This is a genomic window from Devosia sp. Root685, from assembly GCF_001427875.1.
Lineage (GTDB): Bacteria > Pseudomonadota > Alphaproteobacteria > Rhizobiales > Devosiaceae > Devosia.
Window position 1 is genome coordinate 347,327 of record NZ_LMHK01000003.1, and the last position, 24,989, is coordinate 372,315.

Annotated in this window: 23 protein-coding genes; 17 read left to right on the forward strand and 6 right to left on the reverse strand. The window is 61.8% G+C overall.

The window, feature by feature from the left end; genetic code table 11:
- Positions 1–52: 52 nt before the first annotated feature.
- The 5 genes from ASD83_RS16845 to ASD83_RS16865 all read right to left on the reverse strand — a co-directional run bounded on the left by ASD83_RS16845 (position 53) and on the right by ASD83_RS16865 (position 5,059).
- Positions 53–796, reverse strand: a complete 744-nt coding sequence (locus ASD83_RS16845) for a fumarylacetoacetate hydrolase family protein (protein ID WP_056313066.1) — start codon at positions 794–796, stop codon at positions 53–55.
- Complete coding sequence (locus tag ASD83_RS16850) at positions 789–1,568, reverse strand: DeoR/GlpR family DNA-binding transcription regulator (protein ID WP_244489216.1); 780 nt, start codon at positions 1,566–1,568, stop codon at positions 789–791. Before ASD83_RS16850 ends, ASD83_RS16845 begins: the two co-directional genes overlap by 8 nt.
- 217 nt (positions 1,569–1,785) lie before the next feature.
- Positions 1,786–3,219, reverse strand: a complete 1,434-nt coding sequence (locus ASD83_RS16855) for a M81 family metallopeptidase (RefSeq protein WP_056313070.1) — start codon at positions 3,217–3,219, stop codon at positions 1,786–1,788.
- Positions 3,219–4,418: an MFS transporter gene (locus ASD83_RS16860; RefSeq protein ID WP_244489217.1), complete on the reverse strand. Its 1,200-nt coding sequence runs from the start codon at positions 4,416–4,418 to the stop codon at positions 3,219–3,221. Before ASD83_RS16860 ends, ASD83_RS16855 begins: the two co-directional genes overlap by 1 nt.
- A 146-nt stretch (positions 4,419–4,564) precedes the next feature.
- Positions 4,565–5,059 (reverse strand): hypothetical protein, encoded by a 495-nt coding sequence (locus tag ASD83_RS16865; protein WP_056313072.1) that lies wholly within the window; start codon positions 5,057–5,059, stop codon positions 4,565–4,567.
- A 374-nt stretch (positions 5,060–5,433) separates the two neighbouring features.
- Here ASD83_RS16865 and ASD83_RS16870 point away from each other — a divergent pair, with 374 nt between their 5' ends.
- The 8 genes from ASD83_RS16870 to nudI all read left to right on the forward strand — a co-directional run bounded on the left by ASD83_RS16870 (position 5,434) and on the right by nudI (position 14,492).
- Positions 5,434–6,588 (forward strand): Gfo/Idh/MocA family protein, encoded by a 1,155-nt coding sequence (locus ASD83_RS16870; RefSeq protein ID WP_056313074.1) that lies wholly within the window; start codon positions 5,434–5,436, stop codon positions 6,586–6,588.
- Positions 6,589–6,601: 13 nt separating this feature from the next.
- Positions 6,602–7,489: a carbohydrate ABC transporter permease gene (locus ASD83_RS16875; RefSeq protein WP_056313352.1), complete on the forward strand. Its 888-nt coding sequence runs from the start codon at positions 6,602–6,604 to the stop codon at positions 7,487–7,489.
- A gap of 113 nt (positions 7,490–7,602) precedes the next feature.
- Positions 7,603–8,445 carry a carbohydrate ABC transporter permease gene (locus ASD83_RS16880; protein WP_056313353.1) on the forward strand — a complete coding sequence of 281 codons (843 nt, stop codon included), beginning with the start codon at positions 7,603–7,605 and terminating at the stop codon, positions 8,443–8,445.
- Between the two features lie 61 nt (positions 8,446–8,506).
- Positions 8,507–9,709 carry an ABC transporter substrate-binding protein gene (locus ASD83_RS16885; protein WP_056313356.1) on the forward strand — a complete coding sequence of 401 codons (1,203 nt, stop codon included), beginning with the start codon at positions 8,507–8,509 and terminating at the stop codon, positions 9,707–9,709.
- A gap of 100 nt (positions 9,710–9,809) precedes the next feature.
- Positions 9,810–10,886 (forward strand): ABC transporter ATP-binding protein, encoded by a 1,077-nt coding sequence (locus ASD83_RS16890; protein ID WP_056313076.1) that lies wholly within the window; start codon positions 9,810–9,812, stop codon positions 10,884–10,886.
- Positions 10,887–10,916: 30 nt separating this feature from the next.
- Positions 10,917–11,783 carry a MurR/RpiR family transcriptional regulator gene (locus ASD83_RS16895; protein ID WP_056313078.1) on the forward strand — a complete coding sequence of 289 codons (867 nt, stop codon included), beginning with the start codon at positions 10,917–10,919 and terminating at the stop codon, positions 11,781–11,783.
- 164 nt (positions 11,784–11,947) lie between these two features.
- On the forward strand, positions 11,948–13,960 hold the full coding sequence (locus ASD83_RS16900; protein ID WP_056313358.1) for a beta-N-acetylhexosaminidase: 2,013 nt from the start codon (positions 11,948–11,950) through the stop codon (positions 13,958–13,960).
- A gap of 100 nt (positions 13,961–14,060) precedes the next feature.
- Entirely contained in the window at positions 14,061–14,492 is a 432-nt protein-coding gene (nudI, locus tag ASD83_RS16905; protein WP_056313080.1) for a nucleoside triphosphatase NudI, read from the forward strand.
- A gap of 251 nt (positions 14,493–14,743) precedes the next feature.
- On the opposite strand, the gene ASD83_RS16910 is transcribed toward nudI, so the two are convergent.
- Entirely contained in the window at positions 14,744–16,198 is a 1,455-nt protein-coding gene (locus tag ASD83_RS16910) for a M81 family metallopeptidase (RefSeq protein ID WP_056313083.1), read from the reverse strand.
- 196 nt (positions 16,199–16,394) lie between these two features.
- Between ASD83_RS16910 and ASD83_RS16915 the strand changes: the two genes are divergently transcribed.
- The 9 genes from ASD83_RS16915 to ASD83_RS16955 all read left to right on the forward strand — a co-directional run bounded on the left by ASD83_RS16915 (position 16,395) and on the right by ASD83_RS16955 (position 24,988).
- Complete coding sequence (locus ASD83_RS16915) at positions 16,395–16,778, forward strand: RidA family protein (RefSeq protein ID WP_056313085.1); 384 nt, start codon at positions 16,395–16,397, stop codon at positions 16,776–16,778.
- A 169-nt stretch (positions 16,779–16,947) separates the two neighbouring features.
- Positions 16,948–17,727: an SDR family oxidoreductase gene (locus ASD83_RS16920; protein WP_056313087.1), complete on the forward strand. Its 780-nt coding sequence runs from the start codon at positions 16,948–16,950 to the stop codon at positions 17,725–17,727.
- On the forward strand, positions 17,724–18,785 hold the full coding sequence (locus tag ASD83_RS16925) for a D-TA family PLP-dependent enzyme (RefSeq protein ID WP_056313089.1): 1,062 nt from the start codon (positions 17,724–17,726) through the stop codon (positions 18,783–18,785). Before ASD83_RS16920 ends, ASD83_RS16925 begins: the two co-directional genes overlap by 4 nt.
- Before the next feature lie 4 nt (positions 18,786–18,789).
- Entirely contained in the window at positions 18,790–19,338 is a 549-nt protein-coding gene (locus ASD83_RS16930) for a DNA-3-methyladenine glycosylase (protein WP_056313091.1), read from the forward strand.
- Positions 19,339–19,684: 346 nt separating this feature from the next.
- Positions 19,685–20,002 (forward strand): hypothetical protein, encoded by a 318-nt coding sequence (locus tag ASD83_RS16935; protein WP_056313093.1) that lies wholly within the window; start codon positions 19,685–19,687, stop codon positions 20,000–20,002.
- Between the two features lie 56 nt (positions 20,003–20,058).
- Positions 20,059–21,909, forward strand: coding sequence for a DNA helicase RecQ (recQ, locus tag ASD83_RS16940; protein ID WP_056313095.1), 1,851 nt, complete (start codon positions 20,059–20,061; stop codon positions 21,907–21,909).
- Between the two features lie 163 nt (positions 21,910–22,072).
- On the forward strand, positions 22,073–23,056 hold the full coding sequence (locus ASD83_RS16945; protein ID WP_056313097.1) for a DUF1624 domain-containing protein: 984 nt from the start codon (positions 22,073–22,075) through the stop codon (positions 23,054–23,056).
- 84 nt (positions 23,057–23,140) lie between these two features.
- Positions 23,141–23,884 (forward strand): sulfite exporter TauE/SafE family protein, encoded by a 744-nt coding sequence (locus tag ASD83_RS16950; RefSeq protein ID WP_056313099.1) that lies wholly within the window; start codon positions 23,141–23,143, stop codon positions 23,882–23,884.
- A 192-nt stretch (positions 23,885–24,076) separates the two neighbouring features.
- Positions 24,077–24,988 carry a LysR family transcriptional regulator gene (locus ASD83_RS16955; RefSeq protein ID WP_056313101.1) on the forward strand — a complete coding sequence of 304 codons (912 nt, stop codon included), beginning with the start codon at positions 24,077–24,079 and terminating at the stop codon, positions 24,986–24,988.
- Position 24,989: the final 1 nt, after the last annotated feature.

Genomic DNA, 24,989 nt, shown 5'->3' on the forward strand with positions numbered 1-24,989 from the left:
TCACCATGAGGGCTGCTGGGGCGTCGTGGCTTCGTATTGGGTATCGACCCGCTCAATATGTGCAGCGTGCACTTACCTTGCCCCAGTCCCCAAGGCGTCCCTCGACCAAATCGGCGCCAGCGAGCGGGGCGAGGACGCGGGAGCCGGTGATCACGGTCTGGCCGGCCTTGAGGGGGAAACCGCGGGCTTCGGCATGGGGGGCGAGCCAGACGAGGGCGGCCACGATGTCGTCCCAGGAGGCGCCGGTCGCCGTGTCCTTGGCGTTCTTGCCATCAAGGAGGAGCGACACGGGCAGGGCCGCAAGGGTCGCGCGAATGTCATTGCTCAGGGCTGGGCCGACGACGACGGCGCCATTGCTCTGGAGATCGCCGAGCTGCAGGTTCCGCGGCGTCGCATCGCGATCGGTGAAGGGATTGGCGATCATTTCGAGGGCGGGATTGACCGAGGCAATGGCGGCTTCGACTTCAAAACGATTGGGCGCGCCATAGAGATCAGCGCCGAGGAGGACGGCGACTTCGACTTCGGCGAGGAAATGGCGATGGGTTTTCGCATCGAGCGCGGCGCCATTGGCAAAGAAGCGGTTGGCGGGAATGGGCGCGCAGATCGGGTCGCCCTGGGCGCCGGCCATGATCTTCCAACCGCCCACGGGGCCGATGCCGGCAATGACGCTGTTTTGCATGGCATAGACGGCCGCCATATCGGCAGGAACCAGGGCTGCATCGACCGGGCCCACCAGCGGGCCGCCGTCATGGGCGGCGACTAGGGCTTTTACCAGGGTCTCTTGGCTGTCAGTCATTTTTGGTCCTGTCGAGTTTGGAAGTGGAAGTTTCGATCAGCGTGATCCCCGCTTCGGCGCAGAGTGTTCTGATCGAATCGTAGGGGCAGTGATCGGTGATGAACGTATGGGCCTGGGAAAGGTGGCCGATGCGCACCGGAGCGGTGCGAGCAAATTTGCTCGAATCCGACACGAGAATGACGTGGCGGGCATTGGCGATGATGGCCTGCGCGACCTTCACCTCGCGAAAATCGAAATCGAAAAGGGCGCCATCCGCATCGATGGCCGAAACGCCGATGACGGCGAAATCGACCTTGAACTGGCGGATGAAATCGACCGCTGCCTCGCCCACAATGCCGCCGTCTGACGAGCGCACGACGCCGCCCGCAATCACCACCTCCATGGTGGGAGCGACGCGCAGGCGATTGGCGACATTGATATTGTTGGTGATGACCATCAGGCCGCGATGCTCGGCCAGGGCCTGGCTGACGGCTTCGGTCGTGGTGCCGATATTGATGAAGAGCGAGGCATTGTTGGGGATCAGCGCGGCAGCGGCGCGGCCGATGGCCTGTTTTTCATCCGTGGCGATCTGGCGGCGGGCTTCATATTCGACATTTTCCACCCCCGAGGGGTGCATGGCCCCGCCATGGGTGCGTTTCAACGCGCCGCGGTCGCAGAGGAGATTGAGGTCCTTGCGGATGGTTTGCGGGGTGACGTCGAACGCCTCGACGAGCTGCTCCACCGTGACCCCGCCCTTTTTGCGGGCGAGTTCGACGATCTGAGCCTGTCGCATTTGAGGGTTCATTGGGAGCCGTTGCTTTCGGTTTTGAGTAAACGAAAGCGGCGGCGGGGGGAAGGGTGGTTTGGTGTGTGTGGCTCCACCCCCTCCCAGCCTCCCCCATCGAGGGGGAGGTGCAGGGCGGAGATTGTGAATAGATCGCGCGTCAAACGCGATGCGACACCTCCCCCTTGATGGGGGAGGATGGGAGGGAGTGACGGCAAGCGCGGGATTATTTTGCCAGCGCCGACCACTTCACTTGCGGCACAAACGCAAAATCGCGATCAAATGGAAAGCTTGGGCGCGGTGTGTGGTTGCGGGTGGTGCGTTCGACGAACTGGTCCACGACCCCGGGCGACAGGGCCATGATGCCGGGATTGGCGATGGGGCCAAGCTCGGGCGAGAGGTAGCCTGATTTCACCGCCACGATCTTTGCGCTGCGCGGATCGAGGCCGAGCCTGGTGAAGTCGGCGATATTGTGGAAGGGGCGGCGGCGGACGGTGAGGACGAGGTCCACGCCGCCGATGCGGACCACGGCTTCGCGGAAGAGAGGATTTTCGTGTTCGAGGAGGAAGACGACTTCCGCTGTCGTGTCGACCGGTGTCGAGGCGGTGTCGAGGCTGGCGCCGATATGGAGGGGAAGGGTGGCGCCGACGCCGGCGGCGTAGGCGGCTTCCGTCGCCGCCTTGTCGGCGATGCCGGCGAAAATGACACCTTGGGCATTGCGGGCGATGAGGGCTGCAAGCACTTCGGCGCGGTCGCCGACGCCGCCGCCGGTAGGGTTATCGCCGGATTCGGCGAGCACGACCGGGCTAGTAGTGCTGCCAATGGCGCGGGTGACGCATTCTTCGATGGAGCCGACCTCCATGCCGAAGACGAATTGTTCGCGCACGTTCCAATAGTCCTGGGCGAGCTTGGCTGCTGCTTTTTCCATCGCTGCCGTGTCGGTGCCGGTAATGACGGCGCAGGCGGTGGAGCGGGGTTCGTCGGCCCAGACATAGCCGACCTGGAAGCTCGCATCCCAGATGCCGGTTGGTTCTTCGATCTCGTGGAGCTGAGTGTAAAAGCTTTTCGCCGGCTCATCCTGGGTGGAGGTGCGCTCGCCGGGCAGGAGGACCGGGACGGGGGCCCAGGCGAGCTTTGGGCGGATGCCGGTGCGCAGGGCCCGGACCAGCATGGTCACGGCGCGGCGCATGGTGTCGGGTACGTCGATATGGGGCGCGGTGCGGTAGGTGGAAAAAATGTCGAGGCCATCGATGATTTTCTGGCTGACATTGCCGTGGAGATCGTAGCTACAGGCGATCACGACGTCGGCGCCGACGAGATCGCGGACGGAGGCGATGAAGTCGCCCTCGGCGTCGAACATATTTTCCACGAACATGGCGCCGTGCATGGCGAGATAGACGCCATCGAGTGGGAGCGCGGCCTTGATACCGGCGAGAATTTCGGCCTTCCATTTCTGGTAGAGCGCGTTTTCAACGGGACCGCCGGCAATGGCGCGGGCGTGGAGCACGGTGACGAACTCGGCCGGAAAATGCGTCAGGAAATCGAAATATTGGTCCTTGAGCATCGAGGGACCGCGCAAGACGCGGAAATCGGCCTCGCGGGCGATGACGGGATTATAGGTGCTGCATTCGGTATGCAGGCCAGCAACGGCAATGCGCATCAGAGCACTCCTGGAACGTCGGCTTCTGGATTGTGATTGGTTTTAACCGGGCGCGGGGTGAGGCGTCCGGTGAGGAAAAGGCTGATCAGGAGGAATGGCACGACGCAGGCGATGCCGAAGCGGATACCAAAATGTTCGGCGACAAAGCCGATCAGCGGCGGGCCGATGAGAAAGCCGGTCAGCGCGACGAAGGAGAGGACGGCGACATTGGCCGAGGCGGCGCGATCACCGATCCCGGCTGCGGCAGTGACGGCGAGCGGGAAGCCGACGGACACGCCGACGCCGATAATGCCGAAGCCGACGAGGGCCAGTTCGACGCCGGGAGCGAAATAGAGCAAAACACCGCCGAGAACGGCGAGGGCGCCGCAGATCCTAGCGGTGTTGACGGCGCCAAAGGTGCGCTTGAGGGTGTCGCCGCCAAAACGGCCGGCGGCGACCATGAAGGCAAAGAACGAATAGCCGAGACCGACAAGGCCGCCTTCGGCCGAGAGCGCGTCGCGGAGGAAGATGGCTGACCAATCGGCCATGGCGCCTTCGGTCATGGTGATGCCGAAGACGAAAAGACAGATGCCAATCAGGGCCGGGCTTGGCAGCGACCAGGCCGATTTTTGCGCCTGTCCCTCGGTGGGGGCGTCATGAAGTCTTGGCAGGGCAGAGCCAGTGATCATTGCAACCGGCAGCACCAGCGCTGCCAGCAGCGGCACGGCGATCTGGGGGGCGAGGCCGATTGCGGCAAAGCCTGAGCCGATGAGACTGCCCACCATGATGCCCAGCGACCAGCAGCCATGGGAGGTGTTCATGATCATCTTGCCGCTCGATTTTTCCACGAGATCGGCTTGGACGTTTAGGCCCAGTTCGACAAAGGAAATGGCGGAGCCGGCCAGCATCAGGGCGATGAAGAGCGCGATCGGGTGCGGTGCGAGGACCGGGAGGCTCGCGGCGATGGAATAAAACACAAAGCCCCAGATGATGGCGCTGCGGGCGCCGATTTTTGCCACCAGCGGCCCGGCAAAGGGCAGGGTGATAAGGGTGCCGCAGGGCATGCCGAGGAGGGCCAGCGCCAGCGCGGCGGGTCCGAGGCCGAGCCCGGCCTGGATTTCGGGAATGCGCGGCAGCCAGGAGCCGAAGGCCACGGGCTGGAGGAAGAAGACCAGCATGACGAGGCGCTGGGGGGAGAGGAAGGACATGGTGTCTGCCATTCAATGAATGTCGTCGCGGCACCCTCACCCGTCTCGGCCTTTGGCCGATCCACCCTCTCCCCGAGGGGGAGAGGAATAAGAGGAGATCGCCGGTTTATTCTTCTCCCTCTTGGGGAGAAGGTGGCCCGAAGGGCCGGATGAGGGGGCTAGCGGGACGTGGGCTTTCCCATTGGATAAGGCAGATACCCAACAAACCCGGTCAGCTTCCACTGGTCCGCAACCTTGCGGCAGAAGTAGAGCGTCTGCCAATTGAGGCGATCGACGCCGCCATTGGAGAGCTTGATCTCGCCGTTGAATTTCTTGTGGGCGATGGCGCGGTCGCCGGTGATCTCGATCTCGGTGAGGCTCGTCGCGCGGTGAATGCCGGCTTCGACGTCTTCGGCATAGGATTGCTTCTGACCCTCATGCGCCTGACGCAGCCATTCGGCGCTGTAGTCGGCGAGCGAGGGATAGCTGATGGTCCAGCCATCGGGATTGTCGTTCTTGTTGCCGTTGATGCCGACAAAATCCTCGGCGACGAAATCGCCTTCGACCATGGACCAATCGGCGGCCACATAGGCGGCGATGTCGCGCGGCACCAGCATGGTCCAGATATCGGAGCGGTCGGCATCATTGGGGAAGGGGTTGGTGGAAAGGCTCATGTCAGGGGTCTTTCGTGATCTCTTGCGCGGTCCGCTCCTCATTTTGGGCCGCGCGATGCACTCTGTATGAAATTTTCAGGCATGTCATCTCTGGTGACGCTCATGAAAGAGGCCACATGGATACCAATTGCGACATGCTGCGCGCTTTCCGGAGGCTTGTCCACACGGATTTTTTAGTCAAACCACTGCCAAACGCCTAGAAATACGGCAAATAGCCGCCCAAAAAGGCGCCATCGAAAAGTGGCTTAAATTGGTATTGTCAACACTCTGAATCTGTGTTGACATTGTGTCATAAAGACGCCTAGTCTTGAAAATCGTTTACAGAAATGCCGACTAATCCGGAAGAGATTGGCGGAAAACAGGGTATAGGGAATATGCGGGTAGGCATTATCGGCCTTGGCTATCGCTTGGCTTATCTGGCGCGGGTCTTTACCGCTGCCCGGAGTGATTTCGAGGTCGTCGGTTATGTCGATCCGGCCCCCGCGGGCCTTCCCTATACCAAGGAGCATGGCGTCTCCGTCGGCCAGCAATATGACAGCCTCGAAGCGCTGATCGACAACGGCAATCTCGACCTGCTTATGGTCGGGTCGCCCAATCACATGCATCTCGAGCATATCCGTATCGGCCTCGAGCGCGGCATGAAGCTGTTCGCCGAAAAGCCGGTCGTGACCTCGATCGAAGACACCATGGCCATTGCCGAACTGATCGGCAAATATGGCTCGGACAATGTCATGGTGGGCCTCGTGCTGCGCTATGCCCCGCTTTATGTTGATCTGCGCAAGGCGCAGGCCGAAGGCAAACTGGGCAATATCGCTTCGATCGAAGCCTCGGAAACCATTCCGCCCTATCATGGCGCCTTCTTCATGCGGGACTGGCGTCGCTACGGCAAATATTCGGGCAGTTTCATGCTCGAAAAGTGCTGCCACGATCTCGATCTTTATAATGGGGTCATGGGCTGCCGCCCGCGCTATGTCGCAAGTTTTGGCGGCCGCCGCAGTTTCACGCCTGAAAATGCCCCGCAGGTGTCGGGTATCAACGATCTTGAGGTCTATCACCGCAAGCCCTCAGGCTGGATGGGCACGGACAAGGTGTTCGACAGCGATGGCGACATCATCGATTTCCAGACCGCGCTCGTGCAGTACGAAAATGGCGCGGCGCTGACCTTCCACACCAATCTCAACGTGGCTGACGATTTCCGGCGCTTTGCCGTGATCGGCGCCAAGGGCATGGCGGAGGGCGATTTCGTCCGCAACTATTTCAAGGTCACCGATGCCCGCACCTCGGATCGGCTCGAAGACAAGACTTATGAGGTCAGTTCGCTCTCGAGCCATTATGGCGCCGACGAGCAGATGGCCGAGGATATTTTGAAGCATCTCATCGATGGCGCGCCGCTGCCGGTCTCGGTGGTCGATGCGCTTGAGGCCGGGCTTCTGGCACTCTCCATGGACGAGGCGATGCGCAACAAGTCCGTGGTCGACATGGCCCCCATCTGGCAGCGTTTCGATGCTGCCCTCGGACGACAGGGCTGAGGAGGATAAGCCGATGACCAGTACGCGTAGCGCCACCATCTTCGCCCTCGCCCTTCTGGCTCCGGCATTGATCTATATCCTGATCATTGTTGCCTATCCGCTCTTCGACACGATCCTTCTGAGCTTCACCAATGCCTCGCTCAAGGCGGGTTATGATTTTGTCGGCTGGGCCAATTACCAGCGCATTTTCGGTGTCGGCAATTTCACCGAGGTTATCCTCCGCACCATCATCTGGACCTTCTTCTCGGTCTCGCTGAAGATGGTCATCGGCATGGCCGGCGCGGTCCTCCTCAATGCCGCTATTCCCGGCCAGGCGCTGTTCCGCATTCTCACCATGCCGCCCTGGATCGTCCCCATGGCCATCGGCATCTATATGTGGAGCTGGATGTATAACGGCCAGTTCGGCATGATTTCCGGCCTGTTGCAGAATTTCGGCCTGGTCGGCGGCCCGGTTGCCTGGCTCGCCTATGGCCATACCGCTTTCTGGGCCACCATCGTCACCGACGTGTGGATTGGCGTCCCCATGGTGACCATCTATTTCCTCGCCGCCATGCAGTCGATCCCCAAGGATCTCTATGAGGCCGCCTGGACCGATGGCGCCGGCCGCGGCTATCGCTTCCGCCGCATCACCGTGCCGCTGATGGTGCCCGCCATCATCACCATGAGCCTGCTTTCGCTCATCGCCACGTTCAACTCTTTCGATATCATCTGGATCCTGACCCAGGGCGGCCCCTCGGGCTCGACCACCACCATGATCATCGACACCTACAAGACCGCCATGGGCAGCCGCAAATATGGCGAAGGCGCCGCGCGCGCCGTGGTGATCTGCATCTTCGTGTCGATCTTCTGCCTCGTCTACTTCCGTGCCGTCCGCAAGCTTCAGCAGGGAGAAGCCAAATGAGTTTTCACGACGCCAAGGCAACCCTTCCCCCCGGCGCCAATCCGCTGGCCGCCACTGCCAGCTCGGTCGCCACGCTCAGCAAACCCAAGACCAAGGCCCGTTCCACCAAGGCGATGATCGATCGCTACCAGTGGTACGAAATAACAGCGCTTTATGCGGGGATCGCGGTCTTCCTGTTCTTCGTGCTGTCGCCCTTCATCGAAGGGTTCCTGGTGTCATTGAAGCCGCTGGCCCAGCTCTTTTCGACGCCCTATAGCTTCATTCCCAAGACTTGGTCGTTCGACGCCTATGTCAATATGTGGACCTCGGTCCCCGCGCTTGGCCTTCACATCTTCAATTCCTTCTTCATCTCTTCGGTGGTGACGCTGATCGTCGTCATCATCGTGGTGCCGGCCGCCTATTCCTTCGCGCGCTTCAATTTTGTGGGCGCCGGGGCGCTCCTTGGCATGTTCCTCGCGGTCAACATGTTTTCGGGCGCCGTGCTGCTGATCCCGCTGTTCCGCCTGATGCGCGCCATGGGTCTGCTCAACACCTATTTCGCCATGATCGTGCCGGGCGCGGCTTTCCTGATCCCGTCCTCGATCTGGCTGTTGCGCACCTATATGCTGCGCATTCCGCGCGAGCTCGACGAGGCTGCCTGGGTCGATGGCGCCTCGCGTCTCTATACGCTGCGCCGGGTCATCCTGCCGCTCGCCATGCCTGGTATCGTCGTGGTCTCGATCATGACCTTCATCGGCGCCTATGCCCAACAGTTCATCTTTGCGCTGACCTTCAACTCCAAGACCGAATTCATGCCGCTGCCGGTGGGGCTCTTCGCCTTCTTCGGCAAGCAGGAAGTGGTCTGGAATGAATTGATGGCAGCCTCGTTCGTCGGAATCCTGCCGGTGATGATCGTGATCATTTTCCTGCAGCGCTATCTCGTCGCCGGCCTGACCGCCGGAGCCGTGAAGCAGTAGTGAGAAGGGTCCGAGGGGACCCAATTCAAGGGAGACTACAATGAACAAGACTATCGGTTTGATGGCCGTATCGATGCTGGCTTTAGCCAGTGCATCGACCGGTGCCTTCGCCCAGGACGTGAAGGAAATCTCCTTCATCAACTGCGGCGACGAGCTGACTGCAGGCTACGCTGAAACCTTCGCGGAATGGGAAGCTGCCAATCCCGGCTTCAAGGTCGTTCCCGAGATCGTCGGCTGGGGCCAGTGCCAGGACAAGGTGACGACGCTCGCCGCTGCCGGCACGCCCGTCGCCCTCGCCTATGTCGGTTCGCGCACGCTCAAGCAGTTCGCCCAGAACGACCTGATCGTTCCCGTCCCGATGACGGACGAAGAAAAGGCCTCCTATTACAACTACGTGCCCGACACCGTGACCTTCGACGGCACCCAGTGGGGCGTTCCGGTTGCCTTCTCGACCAAGGCGCTGTTCTGGAACAAAGACCTGTTCGAGGCCGCTGGCCTTGACCCGGAAACCCCGCCCAAGACCTGGGAAGAAAAGATCGCTTTCGCCAAGCAGATCACCGAAAAGACCGATGCAGCCGGCTACGGCGTTGTCGCCAAGACTTTTGACAACACCATGCACCAGTTCCTCCACTGGGTTTACACCAATGACGGCCTCGTCATCGACGCCGATGGCAACATCACCCTCAATTCGCCGCAGGTTCTGGCTGCACTCACCGCTCTCAAGGACATCGTGCCTTATGGCGAGGAAGGCCCGACCGCCTACGAACAGAACGAAGTGCGCGCCATCTGGCTCGATGGTGGCGTTGCCATGATCGAAGCCTCGCCGGGCGCTGCCATCCGCGCTGAAGAGGCCGGCATGAACTGGGGTGTTGCCAACCTGCCGCTCGGCCCAGATGCCAAGGGTCCCGGCACGCTCTTGATCACCGACGCTCTCGCCATCTTCAAGGGCACCGGCGTTGAAGAACAGGCCACCAGCCTTGCCAAGTTCATCACCACCGGCCAGCGCCAGTGGGATGCCGAAATGGCGCAGGGCCTGACCCCGCTTCGTCCGCTCGAACCCCAGACTGCCGAACTGCTTGCCGAAAAGCCGTATTGGAAGCCGTTCCTCGACGGTATCGAATTCGGTGGTCCCGAGCCGCTGTTCACCGACTATATCGGTCTGCAGAACGTGATGATCGAAATGGTTCAGTCGGTCGTGACCGGCGCTGCCGAACCGCAGGCTGCCCTCGAAAAGGCCGCTTCGGAACTCGAGCAGTACAAATAAGCCTCTCCTGATCCCGCCGCCGCCCGTTTGGGGCGGCGGCACTTAAAAGTCCAAGAATACCTGCCCGCGGGAACCGCCCCGCCGACCGGAGATGCGAACCATGTCGCAACTGAGCCTCAAGCGCCTCGAAAAGAGCTTTAATGAAGCGCGCATCATCAAAGGTATCGACCTCGAAGTCGCCGATGGTGAGTTCGTGGTGTTTGTCGGGCCTTCGGGCTGCGGCAAATCCACCCTGCTGCGCATGATCGCGGGCCTCGAGGACGTGAGCGCCGGCGACATCGAGATCGCGGGCAAGGTCGTCAATGACCTGCCGCCGGTGCAGCGCGGCATCGCCATGGTGTTCCAGTCCTATGCGCTTTATCCCCATATGAGCGTTTACGAAAACATCGCCTTTCCACTACGCGTCGAAAAACTTCCCCAGGCCGAAGTCGACAAGCGCGTCGGTGCCGCGGCGAAAGTGCTCCAGCTCGAAAGCCGTTTGCAGCACCGACCCGGCCAGCTGTCCGGCGGCCAGCGCCAGCGTGTCGCCATCGGCCGCGCCATCGTGCGCCAGCCCAAGATTTTCCTCTTCGACGAGCCGCTCAGCAACCTCGACGCGGCGCTCCGCTCGGAAATGCGCATCGAACTGATGGAGCTGCACAAGCGCCTGGGCTCGACCATGATCTATGTGACCCACGACCAGATCGAAGCCATGACCATGGCCGACAAGATCGTCGTGCTCAATTCAGGCGAAATTTCCCAGGTCGGTTCGCCGCTCGAACTCTACCACAAGCCCGACAATCTCTTTGTCGCCGGCTTTATCGGCAGCCCCAAGATGAATTTCATCAACGGTAAGGTGCGCAGCGCCGATGGGGCGAAAGTCACCGTCGACCTCGGCGCGCTCGGCACGCTGGTGCTGCCGCGCACCAGCACCGAAGTGGCCGGTCAGGACGTTACCGTGGGCATTCGCCCCGAGCATATGCAGCTTGGCACCGGGGAATTTACGCTCGAAATCACGCCCAACATCGTCGAACATCTGGGTATCCACACCATCGCCTATTCGACCCTACCGGGCGGCGAGCCCTTTATCGGGCTCTTCGAAGGCAATCCCACGATCGAAGACGGCAAGGCGTTGAGCATGGGCTTTGACACCGCCAATGTGCACCTCTTTGACGCCCGGGGGCTGGCCGTCTACTAAGCCCGAAGGGCGTGCTGGGGAGAGGGAAAAATGCTCGACATCGTCGGCCTGTTACAGACCGAGAAGAACGGCTTTACCCGGTCCGAGCGGGCGTTGACTGATATCGTCCTTGCCGATGTCGACTCGGTGCTCAAGATGAGCATCGTTGATCTCGCCGCCCAGGCTGATGTGTCCCCGCCCACGGTGACGCGTTTTTGCCGGCGTCTCGGCTGCGACAGCTATGCCGATTTCAAGGTGCGGCTGGCCCAGTCGCGCTTTGTCGGCCAGCGCTATTTTTCGCCGGCGGCGAGCCCGACTTCGGTGCACGAAATCGCCCAGGGCGTCGTCAACGGCATCCAGTCGATCATATACGAAACTTTTGAGCACCTCGATTTCGGCGCCGTAGAACGCGCGGCCGAGAGCATCGCCAAGTCGAGTTTCATTCTGTCCTTCGGCTCGGGCGGCGCTTCCTCGATGATGGCGGGCGAAATTGAGACGCGGTTTTTCAGGCTTGGTTTGAAGGTCGCTTCGACGGATGATCACCAGTTGCAACTGATGCGCGTTGCCGCTGCGCCGCCGGGCACGGTGATCGTGGCGTTTTCGCTTTCGGGCAATAATGCGCAGCTCGCCAAGACGCTGACGGTGGCCGGGGAATATGGGCTGACGCGCGTCGTCGCGACCCGCTCGGCTTCGATGGTTTCGGCCCAGTCCGACATCCTGCTGCCGGTCAACTGGCACGAAAACGCTGACATTTTGCGCCCGACGCCCGGCCGCTATGCTTTTCTCGCCACGGTCGACGTGCTCGCCCAGACCGTTGCCACGCGCCTCGGCCCCTCGGCCGTCGCCAGCATGCGCCGCATAAAACATCAGCTTGTCGTCAATCGTGACGGCGACGACGGCCAGCCCCTCGGGGACTGATTATCAAGCAAGCGGCACGCCCTCGTGGTTCGAGGGTCGCTTCGCTCCCACCTCACCATGAGGGCTACTCCTGGTGCGGTTTTCCAGTAGCCCTCATGGTGAGGTGCGCGTTCGTCACGAGCCTCGAACCACGAGGGCGTGGCGCGAACTGCAATGAGTTGACCATGACCGCCAGATTTTCCCTCGTTACCACCTGGACCCCGGCCTCGGGCAGCGAGCCGCTGGGGTATGGGATCGAGTTGACCAATGCTGGCGATGAGCCGATCTCTAATTTTCAGCTGGGTTTTTCGGGGCCCGCGCGCGTCGATCCGCAGGCGACGCTGGAAAATGGCAAGCTTCTCAAACGCCTCTCCAATCACACTCTGATCGCGCCACCCGATGGCTTTGTGCTCGAGCCCGGCGCGACCTGGACCGCGACGGCGCGGGGACTTTCCTATGGGCTAAGGCATTGGAGCGATGGCGCTAATTCGGCCTATGTCGTGCTTGCCGATGGCGGCGTGGTCACCATTCCGACCAAGCCTACTCAAGGCAAGGGCCACAATTCGCCGCTGCTGAAAGGCACAGCAAAGTTCCCGGTGCCCGCCAAGGCGGCTGTGCCGCATTCGATTATTCCCTGGCCGAAATCGGTCGCGACGACGGGCGAACGCATTGCGCCAGCCGGGCTCGATTTGCAGCCGCAGGGCGAGGCGGCCAATCGCGCCGCGGCCGCTTTTGCGGGGCTTGTGCACGATCTCTTTGCCGTCGAAGCGCTGGTGCGTCCGGCTTCCGAAGCCGGCATGCCGGTGCACATTGCCGAAAGGTCCGGCATGGGTGCCGAGGCCTATGAACTGGCTTTTACCGAGAACAGCGCCAGCATTTCGGCCAGCACCCGTCAGGGCATGTTCTATGGCCTTGTGACGCTGGGCCATATCCTGCGTGGGGCCAGGCAATACCCGCATACCTTTAGCTTTCCGACGGGTGGAATGATCACCGACGCGCCGGGATTTTCCTTCCGTGGCAGTCACTTGGACGTGGCGCGGCAATTCTATACCGGTGGCGAAGTCGGCCAGCTCATCAAGATCATGGCCTGGAACAAGATGAACAAGTTCCACTGGCACCTGACAGAGGACGAAGCCTGGCGCATCGAAATTGAAGCCTATCCGGCGCTGACGGAAGTCGCGGCGTGGCGCGGCCACGGCAAGGCCCTACCGCCGCTGCTCGGCTCGGGCCCGCAGCCGACGGGGGGCTTCTATTCCAAACCTGTCATCCGCCAGATCGTCGCGCTGGCCGACAGCCTCGGCATTGCAGTGATCCCGGAAGTCGATATGCCCGGACATTTTTATGCGGCATTGCAGGCCCTTCCCGAACTGCGTGATCCCGGCGAGACGGGCGAATACCAGTCGGTCCAGGGCTTTCCGAACAACAGTCTAAACCCGGCGCATGAGCCCGTGTATAAGTTCGTCGAGACGGTGATCGACGAAGTGCTGGAACTGTTCCCGGCGGGCATTTTTCACCTCGGCGCCGACGAGGTGCCGCTGGCCGCATGGTCGGGTTCTCCCCTGGCGCTCGACATGATCGAAAAGCTTGCCGGCCCCGCGATGCGCGAGAAACATACCAAGCAATTCAATCAGTTGGGCAATCACCACGGCGCCGACGAGATCGAAGGTTCGCCCACGGCGATCCTCCAGGCCGAGTTCATTAGGCGTGTGCACAAGTATATTGCCTCGAAGGGCGCCATCACCGGCGGCTGGGAGGAAGCGGCGCATGGCGATGCCGTGGATAAGAAGACATCCTATGTCATCGGCTGGCGCAATGTGGAGATCAACGCGGCGCTGGCCGAGAGGGGATTCGACATCGTCGTCTCGCCCGGCCAGCGCTACTACCTTGATATGGCTAATGGAATTTCCTGGGCCGAGCCGGGTGCAGGCTGGGCCGGCTGGTCGGGTCCGCAGGAGACTTATGAGTTCGAAGCGCGGGCCGGCTTTTCGGAAGAGGGGTTGAAGCATCTCTTGGGTATTCAGAGCTGCATCTGGTCGGAATCGATGACCGACCGCGCCATCTTCGATCGCCTTGTTTTTCCACGGCTTTCGGCTATTGCCGAGGCGGGCTGGACGCTGCCGGAGCGCAAGAGCTGGGAGCGGTTCAAGTCCATGGTTGGGCTGATGCCGATCATGTATGGCAATTGGGCGGCCGAGTAGCAAAGGCCGGGAAAATGCGAAGCTGCCGTTGTGAAACGGCGGCTTTTTGTTAGCAGACTGTTACCCTCGAGCATAACCTTGGGGCGAAGTGGGGAATTTCATGAAGCAGCGCACGATTGTTTGCCCGATCATCGAAAACGACGGTGCAGTTTTGCTCTGCCGCATGCCGAAAGACCGCGGCGTCTTTCCGGGACAGTGGGCGCTGTCGGGCGGCGGCATGGAGCCGGGCGAGATGATGGAAGAAGCGCTGCGGCGCGAAATCCGCGAGGAACTGGGTGACCGGCTGGTGATCGAGACGGTGACCCCATTCCGGTTTCGCGATGATCGGCGGGTGAAGACCTACGCCGATGGGCGGACGGAAGAGATCTACATGATCTACCTGATCTTCGATTGCCATGCGGCAAACCGGGACGTGGTGATCAATGAAGAGTTCGACGAATACGCCTGGGTGCGGCCGGAAGATCTGGCCGGCTATGACCTCAACGCGGCGACACGCGTGACGTTTGCGGCGAAGGGATTTTTGGCCGAATAGGCCCGAGGGGCATCGGCCTTCTTCCTTCTCCCCTAGCGGGAGAAGGTGCCCGAAGGGTCACCGAATTCGCATTTGCGAATTTCGGTCGGGTTGAGGGGTATTCTTGCCGGGGGTCCCTCACACACTCCTCTGCGGAGGAGAGAACCCCTCACCCTGACATTTCTGCTGAACGCAGAAAATGTCTGTCCCTCTCCCGCAAGGGGCGAGGGGTCACCGAATTCGCCATAGCGAATTCGGTTGGGGCCGGTGGCTCACCACGGATTTTCTACCATCGGCCAGATGTCTTTTCTGGCTTTGCGGTAGTTCGTTTCCGCCGGGCGGTTCGGGTAGGGTTTGCCGGCTGAGCAGTAGATGATTTCCGACGCGATTTTTGAGAACGAGTCGTAGAAGTGGTTGGTCGATTTGATCAGCAGGATCTTTTTCGATTTCGGGTCGATGCCCAAGGCCGAATAAAGGCTTGGGTCAAAGCTCTGGGCGCGGGTTGAGTTGAGGATGACGTCGATCCCGTCGAAGGTGATCCAGGCGGCGTCGCCGAAGGGGGCGAAGCTTTCGCCGAAGCGCATTTGGGCGTCGCGGACGAGTTTTTTGACCGTGACGCGCTTGTCGATGGGACTGCCGGTGTCGGGCGCGGATTTGGCGCCGAAGCGGAGCTGGATTTCGGCGCCTTCGCCGGCAGCAAAACAGATCTGGACCGCGATAGGGTCCCAGATGGTGCCGACGGCGACGTCGGTGGCGTTTTTCGCGATCAGCTCGGCGAGGAGAACGGTGGCATCGCCCGCCGTGCCGCCGCCGGGATTGTCCCAGACATCGGCGATGACGACGGGCCCCTTTTCGGCACGGAGGGCGGCCTCGACGGCGACTTTCTCATCGACCTGGGCAACCATGAAGGTGCCGCGCATGGCATAGAGTTCGCGGCCGAGCTTTTCGGCCAGCGCCGCGCCCTTTGCCGGATCGTTGTCGGTGACGGCGAGGACTTTGGTGCCCATTTCGGGCACGTCGCCGGCCATGAAGCCGTGGACCACGGAAAGGGACAAAAGCCCCGGTTCGGACTTTTCGAGGGTTAGCAGCCTGTCGACGAAGCCGCGCATCGGCTGGCGCGAGGTGGGGAACACGTCGATCATGCGGCAATCGAACACCGTCATGACCGGCTTGATCTCACCTTTGAGGGCGCGGACGGCGATATCCCAGAGATCCCGGGCGCGATCAACGAAATCGGTATGCGGGAATTCCTTGAAATAGACGAAGAAATCGGCGGCCTCGGCGCGTTTCTTTGTAAGATGGCTGTGCGGGTCGAGTTCGGCACAGACCAGAATGTCGGGGCCGACGATGTCGCGGACTTTTACGAGAATGTCGCCTTCGCAATCGTCATAGCCTTGGGCCACCATCGCGCCGTGAAGGCCGAGAACCACGCCGTCCACCGGCATGGCGGCGCGGAGCTGGTCCAAAATGGCGTCGCGTAATTCTTCATAGGTGGAGCGGGCGACAAGGCCGGCGGGATCGGCCCAGGAGGCGCTGCCTTCGATCAGGGTCCACCCCTCGCGGGCGCAGACTTCGCGGCCGACGGTGATCGGCGCGGTGCAAAGGGTCGGGGTCGCGGGATGTTCGCCCGGGCCGGCATGGAGCGAGGCTTCGAAGGCGCGCTTGTCGACGGCGATGGGGGAAAACGTATTGGTCTCGGTGGCGAGGGCGGCTGTGAAAACGCGCACGAGAAACTTCCAGCAAATGAACCAATGAAAGCGCCGCGAGAGACAGCGGCAATTGTGACATTAGCATATCGACTAACGTGCATCACGTAAGAAATTTACATTTTAGCCCCTGCGAAATGGGGATTTTGGGTGTATTTTGGCCCTGCTCTGGGTCAAAAGAGTAATAGAATTTCATTTTGCCTCAAAGGAGGGCCTCATGCCCATCAAGCGTTATGGCGCCGATAAATCCGGCGCCGGTGGCCAGAACCTGCCTTTTGCCCGCGCCGTGGAAGCCGGTGGCTTTCTCTACGTTTCGGGCCAGGTGGCGATGAAGGATGGCGAGATCGTTCGGGGCGGGATCGTCGAGGAGACGCATCTGACGATTAAGAACGTGTTGGCCATTCTCGAAGAGGCTGGCTATGGGCCGGAGCACATCGTGCGGGTTGGGGTATGGCTCGATGATCCCCGGGATTTCTGGAGCTTTAATGGGGTCTATAAGAGCTATTTTGGCGAGCATCCGCCGGCCCGGGCCTGCGTGCAGAGCCGGATGATGGTGGATTGCAAGGTCGAGATAGACTGCGTGGCGTATAAGGGGCCGTGAGGTCTTTTTGAGCCCATCGAAGATCACCCCCTCCTACCTCCCCCATCAAGGGGGAGGTTTCAGGCCGGTGGTCGGAACGAGATTGTGCCTCAAACGCGATGCGGCACCTCCCCCTTGATGGGGGAGGTTGGGAGGGGGTGATGGGAGCCCCAAGCGAAAGGAATTGCCCGTGACAGAGACCTCTCCATTCCGCCTCGACGGAAAGACCGTGCTTATTACCGGCGCTGGTGGCGGCATTGGGCGGTCGCTGGTGGCCGTGTTTCATGAGGCGGGCGCCAATGTCGTTGGCGCGGACCGCCAGCTTTCGCTGCTCGATGGCTTGCCGCTTGTCCGAACAGTGCTGTTCGATCAGGCCGATATGGCGGGGACGCGGGCGGCGGTTTCGGCCGATATGGCGGCGCATGGCGTTTACGATGCCGTGGTGGCCAATGTCGGTTTTACCCGCGCCGAGCATTTTGGCATGGTCGATGATGCGGTTTGGGCCAGTGAGCTCAATATCAATCTCAATGGCGCCTATGCGCTGACCGATCCGATCATTGCCGCCATGGCGCAAAAGGGGCGGGGCGCGCTGGTGTTCATTTCTTCGGTCAATGCCGTGGCCCATTATGGCAATCCCGCCTATTCGGCGGCCAAGGCGGGGCTCGTGGCCTATTCCAAGGCCATTGCCGTCGAGCGCGGTGGCGAGGGGGTCAGGTCCAATGTAGTTGCGCCTGGTTCGGTGCGGACGCCGGCCTGGGATCACCGGCTGGCAGCTGACGCGAGTTTGCTCGACAATGTGCTGCCGCATTATCCGCTGGGGCGCATGGTGACCCCGGTTGAGGTGGCCAATGCGGCGCTGTTCCTTTGTTCGGATGCGGCCTCGGGCATTACCGGGACACTGCTGCCGGTCGATGCCGGGCTGACGGCGGGTAATCTCAGATTTGTCGATGAAGTGCTGAGGGGCAAATGACCTCGATTTTTGAACTCGAAACCCCGGTTGTCCTTGTCGATGTGGACAAGGCCGAAGCGAACCTGAAAAACGCGCAGGATGCGGCCGACAAGGCCGGCATAAAATTGCGGCCGCACATAAAAACCCACAAGCTGCCGCGCTTTGCCAGGCGCCAGGTGGAATTGGGCGCGGTTGGGATCACGGTGCAAAAGCTGGGCGAGGCGGAGGTCATGGCCGATGCCGGGCTGACCGATCTGCTGCTTACCTTCAATATCGTGGGCGCAAAGAAGCGCGCGCGGCTCAAGGCGCTGCATGATCGGGTTGATATTCGCGTGGTGGCCGATAGTGCCGAGACGGTTGCGGGGCTCGCCGAAACGTTTGTCGATGCCGCAAAGCCGCTGGGCGTGTTCGTCGAATGCGACACCGGCATGGGGCGTTGCGGGGTGCAATCGCCTTTGGCGGCGCTGGAATTGGCAAAGACAATCGCGGCGGCGCCGGGGCTGCGTTTTGCCGGGCTGATGACCTATCCGGCGGCCGGAAAATACCGGGAGGCAGGGCAGTGGCTGGCCGATGCCAAGGCGCTGTTTGATGGCGCGGGCGTTGCGCTGCCCGAGATCACGACGGGCGGTACGCCCGATATCTGGCATATGAGCGAAGCCGGGGTGGCGACCGAATATCGGCCCGGCACCTATATCTATATGGACCGCTCGCAGGTGGTGGCGGGCGCGGCGACATTCGAGCAATGCGCGCTGACGGTGCTGGCAACGGTGGTGTCGCGACCGACGGATGGGCGGGCGATTATCGATGCCGGGAGCAAGACGCTGACCAGCGATTTGCTGGGTATGCAGGGCTATGGCTATGTGCTGGATTTTCCCGATGCCCAAATCGTGGGGCTGAGCGAGGAGCATGGCACGCTCGATGTGTCGGCCTGTGCGGTAAAACCGAGAATTGGCGATGTCATCCGGATCGTGCCCAATCACTGCTGCCCGGTGAGCAATCTCTTCGATACGGTGACGCTGGTGCGGGGGGATGAGGTGATCGAAACCGTGCCGGTGGCGGCGCGGGGGCGGGTGGACTGAGCCGGTGCTTGAGCGCGCCTTCTTTGATCGACCCGTGCTTGAGGTCGCGCCGGACCTGATCGGCGCGACTTTGCTCGTTGACGGGGTGGGTGGCGAGATCGTCGAGGTGGAGGCCTATGACGAGAGCGACCCGGCTTCGCATAGTTTTCGGGGGCCGACGCCAAGGAATGCGGCCATGTTCGGGCCGGCGGGGCATGCTTATATCTATAAGATCTACGGCATTCACTTCTGTCTCAATTTTGTCTGTCAGCCGGGTAGCGCCATCCTGATCCGGGCCTTGCGGCCGACGGCGGGTTTTGACGCTATGCATGAGCGGCGGGGTGGCGTCGTCGACAAGCAGCTTTGTTCCGGGCCGGGGAAGCTGGCTGAGGCGCTGGGACTGGATCTCGGGCAGAATGGCATGGCGCTCGATGAGGCGCCGTTTCGGCTCATCGCGGCGAGCGAGCCGCGGCAGGTGGCGACCGGACTGCGGATCGGCATCACCAAGGGAGTCGAAACGCCCTGGCGGTTTGTCGAGCGCGGATCGGCTTATTTGAGTAAGCCGCTGAAATAGTCTTGAACTGGATGGGGCACCCTCCCCTTGATGGGGAGGGCTGGGGAGGGGTGTTCGCAACCTCAGGGATCGTGGCTCCCGCACCCCCTCCCATCCTCCCCCATCAAGGGGGAGGTGTCGGACGGTGGTTGGGGCGGTATCGGGCACGCTTTGTGATCGCCTCTCGCGCAACCGCTCTTGCTCCTCCCCGTTTCCCTCCCTGCGAAGGGTAGCGCGCGTCAACCGGACGCGGTGGTATGAGGAACGGGCAGGTTTTTCCGGTTTCCCGCCCGGCCAACGAAACGGCAGCCGAGCCTTTGTCCCACCCGCGCTACGCCTTCGTATTTTCCGAAGAGAGGAGGCAGAAATGCCCCAGGGCGATAAATCGGCCTATACCGACAAGCAGAAACGCAAGGCCGCGGCCATCGAGGATGGCTACGAAAAAAAGGGCGTGGGCAAGGACGAGGCCGAGCGCCGCGCCTGGGCCACGGTCAACAAGGACGATGGCGGCGGCAAGAAATCGGGCTCCGGCCGCGGCAAGGATACCGGGCACCCCGCAGCGCATAAGGGCGGCGAAAAGGGCGGCGAGGCCTCGGCCAGCCGTTCGGCGGCTGACCGGTCCGCTTCCGCCAAGAAGGCAGCGGCGACGCGCAAACGCAATGCCGAGCATCACGCGCATCACTAGGTGATAGTGCCGATTGGTGAGTTGCGCGCCGGTGGCCAGCGTGATTCAAGAGGGGCGTGCAAGCGCTCGATTCCATTGATCTGTTTTCGCCGCACCGCGCCGAGCGGCCGACCCCGCTCGAAGTGCTGCGCGATATCTTTGGGCACAAGGCTTTTCGCGGCCAGCAGGATCAGGTCATCGACCAGATCGTTGCCGGAGGCGATGCCGTCGTGTTGTTCCCGACGGGCGCGGGCAAGAGCATGTGCTTCCAGATCCCGGCCATTTGCCGCCCGGGCGTCGGCATTGTGGTATCGCCGCTGATTGCGCTGATGCGCGATCAGGTCGAGGCGCTGAAGCAGGCCGGGGTGGCGGCGGCGGCGCTCAATTCTTCGCTGTCGCCGGAAGAAGCGAGCGTGGTGCGCCGGCAATTGCGGGCCGGGGAACTGGACCTCCTCTATGTGGCGCCCGAGCGCGTGGCGACACCGGGTTTTGCCAATATGCTCGGTGGTGTCGATATCGCGCTTTTTGCCATCGACGAGGCGCACTGCGTGAGCCAATGGGGGCACGATTTCCGGCCGGAATATCGCGAGCTGATCCACCTCGTAGAGCTGTTTCCCGGCGTGCCGCGCATTGCGCTGACGGCGACGGCCGATCCGACGACGCGCGAAGATATCATCGAGCGGCTGGGGCTCGAACAGGCCAAGGTTTTTACCACCTCGTTCGACCGGCCCAACATTTCCTATTCCATTCTCGAACGCGACAAACCGCGCGAGCAATTGCTCGATTTCCTCGCCGGTCATAAGGGCGAGAGCGGCATCGTCTATTGCCTCAGCCGCGCCAAGGTCGAGGATATGGCCGAGTATCTGTCGGGCAAGGGGATCAGGGCGCTACCCTATCATGCCGGGATGCCGGCCAATGTGCGCAGCGCCAATCAGGATGCGTTTTTGAAAGAAGAAGGCCTGTGTCTCGTGGCGACCGTGGCCTTCGGCATGGGGATCGACAAGCCCGATGTGCGCTATGTAGCGCATATGGATCTGCCCTCTTCCATCGAAGCCTACTATCAGGAAACCGGGCGCGCCGGGCGCGATGGGCAGCCGGCGGACGCCTGGATGAGCTATGGCATGGCCGATGTGGTGCAGCGCCGGCGCATGATCGACGAGGGCGGGGCGCCCGACGAGGTGAAGCGCCTCGAACACGGCAAGCTCAATGCCCTGCTCGGGGTTTGCGAAACGGCGGAATGCCGGCGCAAGGCCATCCTCAACCACTTTGGCGAGGCGCATGCCGGCAATTGCGGCAATTGCGATACCTGCCGCTCGCCGGTCGAAAGCTGGGATGGCCTGGAAGCGGCGATCAAGGCGCTGGCGGCGATCTTTCGTACCGGGCAGCGCTTTGGCGCGGCGCATGTGATCGATGTGCTGGTGGGCAAGGAGACCGAAAAGGTCACCCGCTTCGGGCACCAGAACCAGCCGGTTTTTGGCCAGGGGCGCGAACTCGATGCCAAAGCCTGGCAATCGGTGCTGCGACAATTGACGGCCATGGGGCTGATCGTGGTTGATCACGCCAATCATGGCGCGCTGACGCTGGGCGAGGGCGCGCGGGCGGTGTTCAAGAAGGAACGCGGCGTTACGCTGAGAAAAGATCGGCCGAAGAAGGCCGTGGAAGTGCGGCGGCAGCTGTCGAAGGCGATTGATATTCCCGAACATGCGCGGGGGCTTTTCGATGCGCTGCGTTCGGAGCGGCTCAGAATTGCCAAAAGCCAGGGCGTGCCGCCCTATGTGATTTTCCACGACGCCACTTTGCGCGCCATGGCGCTGGCGCGGCCGACCCATCCCCATGATATGCTCAACCTGCCCGGCGTCGGGCAGGGCAAGCTCGACCGCTATGGCGAGGCGTTTTTGGCGGTGGTGGTGGGGTATGATGGGGCTTGAAGCATATGGGGCCGCGTTTTGTGCGGGCGGCTCCACCCCCTCCCATCCTCCCCCATCAAGGGGGAGGTGTTGCATCGCGTTTGGGGCACCATCTCATCATAACCGCTCTTCCTTCGCTCCCTTTTGATGGGGCGAGTGGGAGGGGGATACGCAAGGAGCCGCGATGGCGGACATAACTGCTAAACGCCCCCGTCTTCCGGCCATCGATATTGCCCGCGGCGTCGCCATTCTGGCCATGGCGGTTTATCATTTTTGCTGGGACCTCTGGTATTTTGGCTTTCTGGCCGCCGATGTGGGGTTTGATCCGCGCTGGGTGTTTTTTGCCCGCTCGATCCTTGCGAGTTTTTTGTTTCTGGTCGGGGTGGGCCTGACCCTTGGGCATGGCGAGGGCGTTCGCTGGAAGAGTTTCTGGCGGCGCTGGCTTTTTGCCTTTGGCGGGGCGCTGGCGATTACGCTTGGCACGCTGATCGCCTTTCCCGAGAGCTTTGTTTATTTCGGCGTGCTGCATGCCATTGCGCTCTTCATGCTGATGGCTCTGCCGTTCCTCTTCGTGCCGGTGGTGGTCGTTGCCGTCGTGGCTTTGGCCTTTATCCTGCCGCCCTTCTTCTTTTCCAACATGCTGTTCGACGAGAAGATTTTCTCCTGGCTCGGCTTCTGGGTCGTGCCGCCTGTCACCAATGACCTCGTGCCGGTTTTCCCCTGGTTCGGGGCGGTGCTATCAGGCATTATGGTGACGCGGCTGGGCAAGACTGCGCTCTTACCCAAACTCGCGACCATCCAGCCGGCCGGGAAAATTCCGCGTGCTTTTGCCTGGCTCGGGCGCTGGAGCCTGCCATTTTATCTCATCCACCAGCCGGTGCTGCTGGCGGTGATCGTGCCACTCTCGATGTTGCTCGGCACGCAGGATACGCTGCGCGAGCAGGATTTTCTGCGCTCGTGCCAATCGACCTGCGAGACCGCCGGCACCTCGGCCGAGATGTGCACGACCTATTGCCAGTGCGGGCTCGAGGGGCTCGATCGGGACGGGCTTTGGGAAGGGGTCTATTCCGGCCTGCTGGACGCCGAGCAACAGGCCAAGCTCGATGCCAACAACCGGCAATGTTCGGCGCTGATCTATCCCGAATTGCTCGATAGCCCGGCGCAATAGGACCGCAAAGGGGTTTGAGGTCCGGCATGCCCCCTTGCCAAAGTGGCGCTGGCGGGTGGCGTTCGCCTCCGTCATTCAGGTGTCATGTCCCCACTGCTTCTCGCCATCATTGCTTTAGCGACCTTTTGTACCTCGATCCTCTCGGGGATTTTTGGCATGGCCGGGGGCATGATCCTCCTCGCGGCGCTGATGAGCGTGTTGCCGGTGGCGACGGCCATTGCCGTGCAGGGGGTGATTCAGCTCGTGGCCAATGGTTCGCGCGCCATTTTCTCGCGCCACTATATCGACTGGCGCATTCTGGGCACGATTTGCCTCGGGCTGCTGGCAGCGGCGGCGCTGCTGTTCGTCGTGCGCTATACGCCCGATTTCGTCACCGTCTGTCTTGCCGTGGGGCTGATGCCGATCCTGGTATGGATCCCCAAGGACTGGCTGGCGCTCGATGCCAGTAAGCCCCTCCATGGCTTTCTCTGCGGCTTTTTCGGCTCCGGGCTCAATCTGGCGGTGGGCGTTGCCGGGCCGACCATCGACATCTTCTTCATCCGCACCGAGATGGATCGGCGCACGGTGATCGCCACCAAGGCGGCGGCGCAGGTGCTCTCGCATGGCGCAAAAATCGTCTTTTACGGGATCGTCGCCTCGGCCGTCGGAGTAGGTGACTGGACCATTGCCCTGATCGCGGCGCCCTTTGCCATTCTTGGCACCAATGTCGGCTATCGCATCCTCCAGCGGCTGACCGATGAGAATTTCCGCAAATGGACGCGGCTCATCGTCACCGGGATCGGGCTGTTCTATCTGGTGCGCGGGTTGATGGCGCTGGCGGCGGGTTGAGGGACGCATCGTGCCACACCCTCGTGGTTCGAGGCTTTGCTCTGCAAAGCACCTCACCATGAGGGTTACTGGGGTGGTCGCGCGGGCTGCTGAGGGGGGTGCCTGGGCTTACGCACAAACAAATGCCGCAAATCGCGCCGAGCCGTTTTGAACTCTCGGGCTTGCCCTCTATGGTGCCGGGGGGGAGATGACATGGCACCTTTCGACAGCGTAACCGCGCGACTTATCCTGCTTTTGGCTGAAACCGGCTCGATTGGGCGCGCCGCCGAGCGCGAGGGGATCGCTTCTTCGGCCGTCAGCCGGCGGGTTTCCGATCTCGAAGCGCGGCTTGGCGTGGTGCTGTTCGACCGCTCGGCGCAAGGGGTCAAATTGACCAGCGCCGGCGAGGCCTATGCCGAAGGCTGCCGCACCGTCCTGCGCTCGATTGCCGATCTCGATGCCGTCATGGCCGAATTCGGCTCGGGGCTCCGGGGCAGCCTGCGGCTTGCTTCGACCGGCTCGGCGCTAACCGGGCGCCTCCCCGAACTTTTGGCGCGTTACGCGCAAAAATTTCCCGGCATCGAAATCGCCATCGCCGAAATGGGCGCGGCCAAGGCATTGCTGGCGCTTGATGAAGGCCGGGCCGATGTCGCCATTGTTTCGGACAATTATGATTTCGGCCGCTTCGACATCAAACCATTCGAAGACGAGCGGGTCTGGGTCGTGGCGCCGCCCGATCATCCGCTCGCCAAAATGATCGAGCCGCGCAAGGCGATCTCGTTCGATGCGGCGCTGCCTTACGCCATGGTTGGGATCCATCATACCGGCTCACTTGACCGGCTGCTTTCCGAAGCCGCGACCGGCAAGGGGCAGACGCTGACCGAAACGCTGCGGGTCGAAAGTTTTCCGGCGCTGGTGCGTATGGTCGAGGCCGGGTTCGGTATCGGCTTCCTGCGCTCGACGAGCCTGCACCTGCTTGCCGGAACCGATCTCGTCTGCGCGCCGCTGGCTGAAAGCTGGGCCATGCGCCAATTGCTCGTGGCGCGGCGCAAGTCGAGCCCGCAATCGGCGGCAATGAAGAGTTTTATCGCCCTCTGCGCCGAGACCTACGCGCCCTCGCTGTGAA

Coding starts and splice junctions, on each gene's coding strand:
- ASD83_RS16845 (WP_056313066.1), bottom strand. CDS start 796: ATGACTGACAGCCAAGAGACCCTGGTAAAAGCCCTAGTCGCCGCCCAT.
- ASD83_RS16925 (WP_056313089.1), top strand. CDS start 17,724: ATGACCTCGATTTTTGAACTCGAAACCCCGGTTGTCCTTGTCGATGTG.
- ASD83_RS16935 (WP_056313093.1), top strand. CDS start 19,685: ATGCCCCAGGGCGATAAATCGGCCTATACCGACAAGCAGAAACGCAAG.
- ASD83_RS16955 (WP_056313101.1), top strand. CDS start 24,077: ATGGCACCTTTCGACAGCGTAACCGCGCGACTTATCCTGCTTTTGGCT.
- ASD83_RS16945 (WP_056313097.1), top strand. CDS start 22,073: ATGGCGGACATAACTGCTAAACGCCCCCGTCTTCCGGCCATCGATATT.
- nudI (WP_056313080.1), top strand. CDS start 14,061: ATGAAGCAGCGCACGATTGTTTGCCCGATCATCGAAAACGACGGTGCA.
- ASD83_RS16950 (WP_056313099.1), top strand. CDS start 23,141: ATGTCCCCACTGCTTCTCGCCATCATTGCTTTAGCGACCTTTTGTACC.
- ASD83_RS16915 (WP_056313085.1), top strand. CDS start 16,395: ATGCCCATCAAGCGTTATGGCGCCGATAAATCCGGCGCCGGTGGCCAG.
- ASD83_RS16865 (WP_056313072.1), bottom strand. CDS start 5,059: ATGAGCCTTTCCACCAACCCCTTCCCCAATGATGCCGACCGCTCCGAT.
- ASD83_RS16885 (WP_056313356.1), top strand. CDS start 8,507: ATGGCCGTATCGATGCTGGCTTTAGCCAGTGCATCGACCGGTGCCTTC.
- ASD83_RS16890 (WP_056313076.1), top strand. CDS start 9,810: ATGTCGCAACTGAGCCTCAAGCGCCTCGAAAAGAGCTTTAATGAAGCG.
- ASD83_RS16860 (WP_244489217.1), bottom strand. CDS start 4,418: ATGGCAGACACCATGTCCTTCCTCTCCCCCCAGCGCCTCGTCATGCTG.
- ASD83_RS16855 (WP_056313070.1), bottom strand. CDS start 3,219: ATGCGCATTGCCGTTGCTGGCCTGCATACCGAATGCAGCACCTATAAT.
- ASD83_RS16850 (WP_244489216.1), bottom strand. CDS start 1,568: ATGCGACAGGCTCAGATCGTCGAACTCGCCCGCAAAAAGGGCGGGGTC.
- ASD83_RS16900 (WP_056313358.1), top strand. CDS start 11,948: ATGACCGCCAGATTTTCCCTCGTTACCACCTGGACCCCGGCCTCGGGC.
- ASD83_RS16880 (WP_056313353.1), top strand. CDS start 7,603: ATGATCGATCGCTACCAGTGGTACGAAATAACAGCGCTTTATGCGGGG.
- ASD83_RS16870 (WP_056313074.1), top strand. CDS start 5,434: ATGCGGGTAGGCATTATCGGCCTTGGCTATCGCTTGGCTTATCTGGCG.
- ASD83_RS16875 (WP_056313352.1), top strand. CDS start 6,602: ATGACCAGTACGCGTAGCGCCACCATCTTCGCCCTCGCCCTTCTGGCT.
- ASD83_RS16895 (WP_056313078.1), top strand. CDS start 10,917: ATGCTCGACATCGTCGGCCTGTTACAGACCGAGAAGAACGGCTTTACC.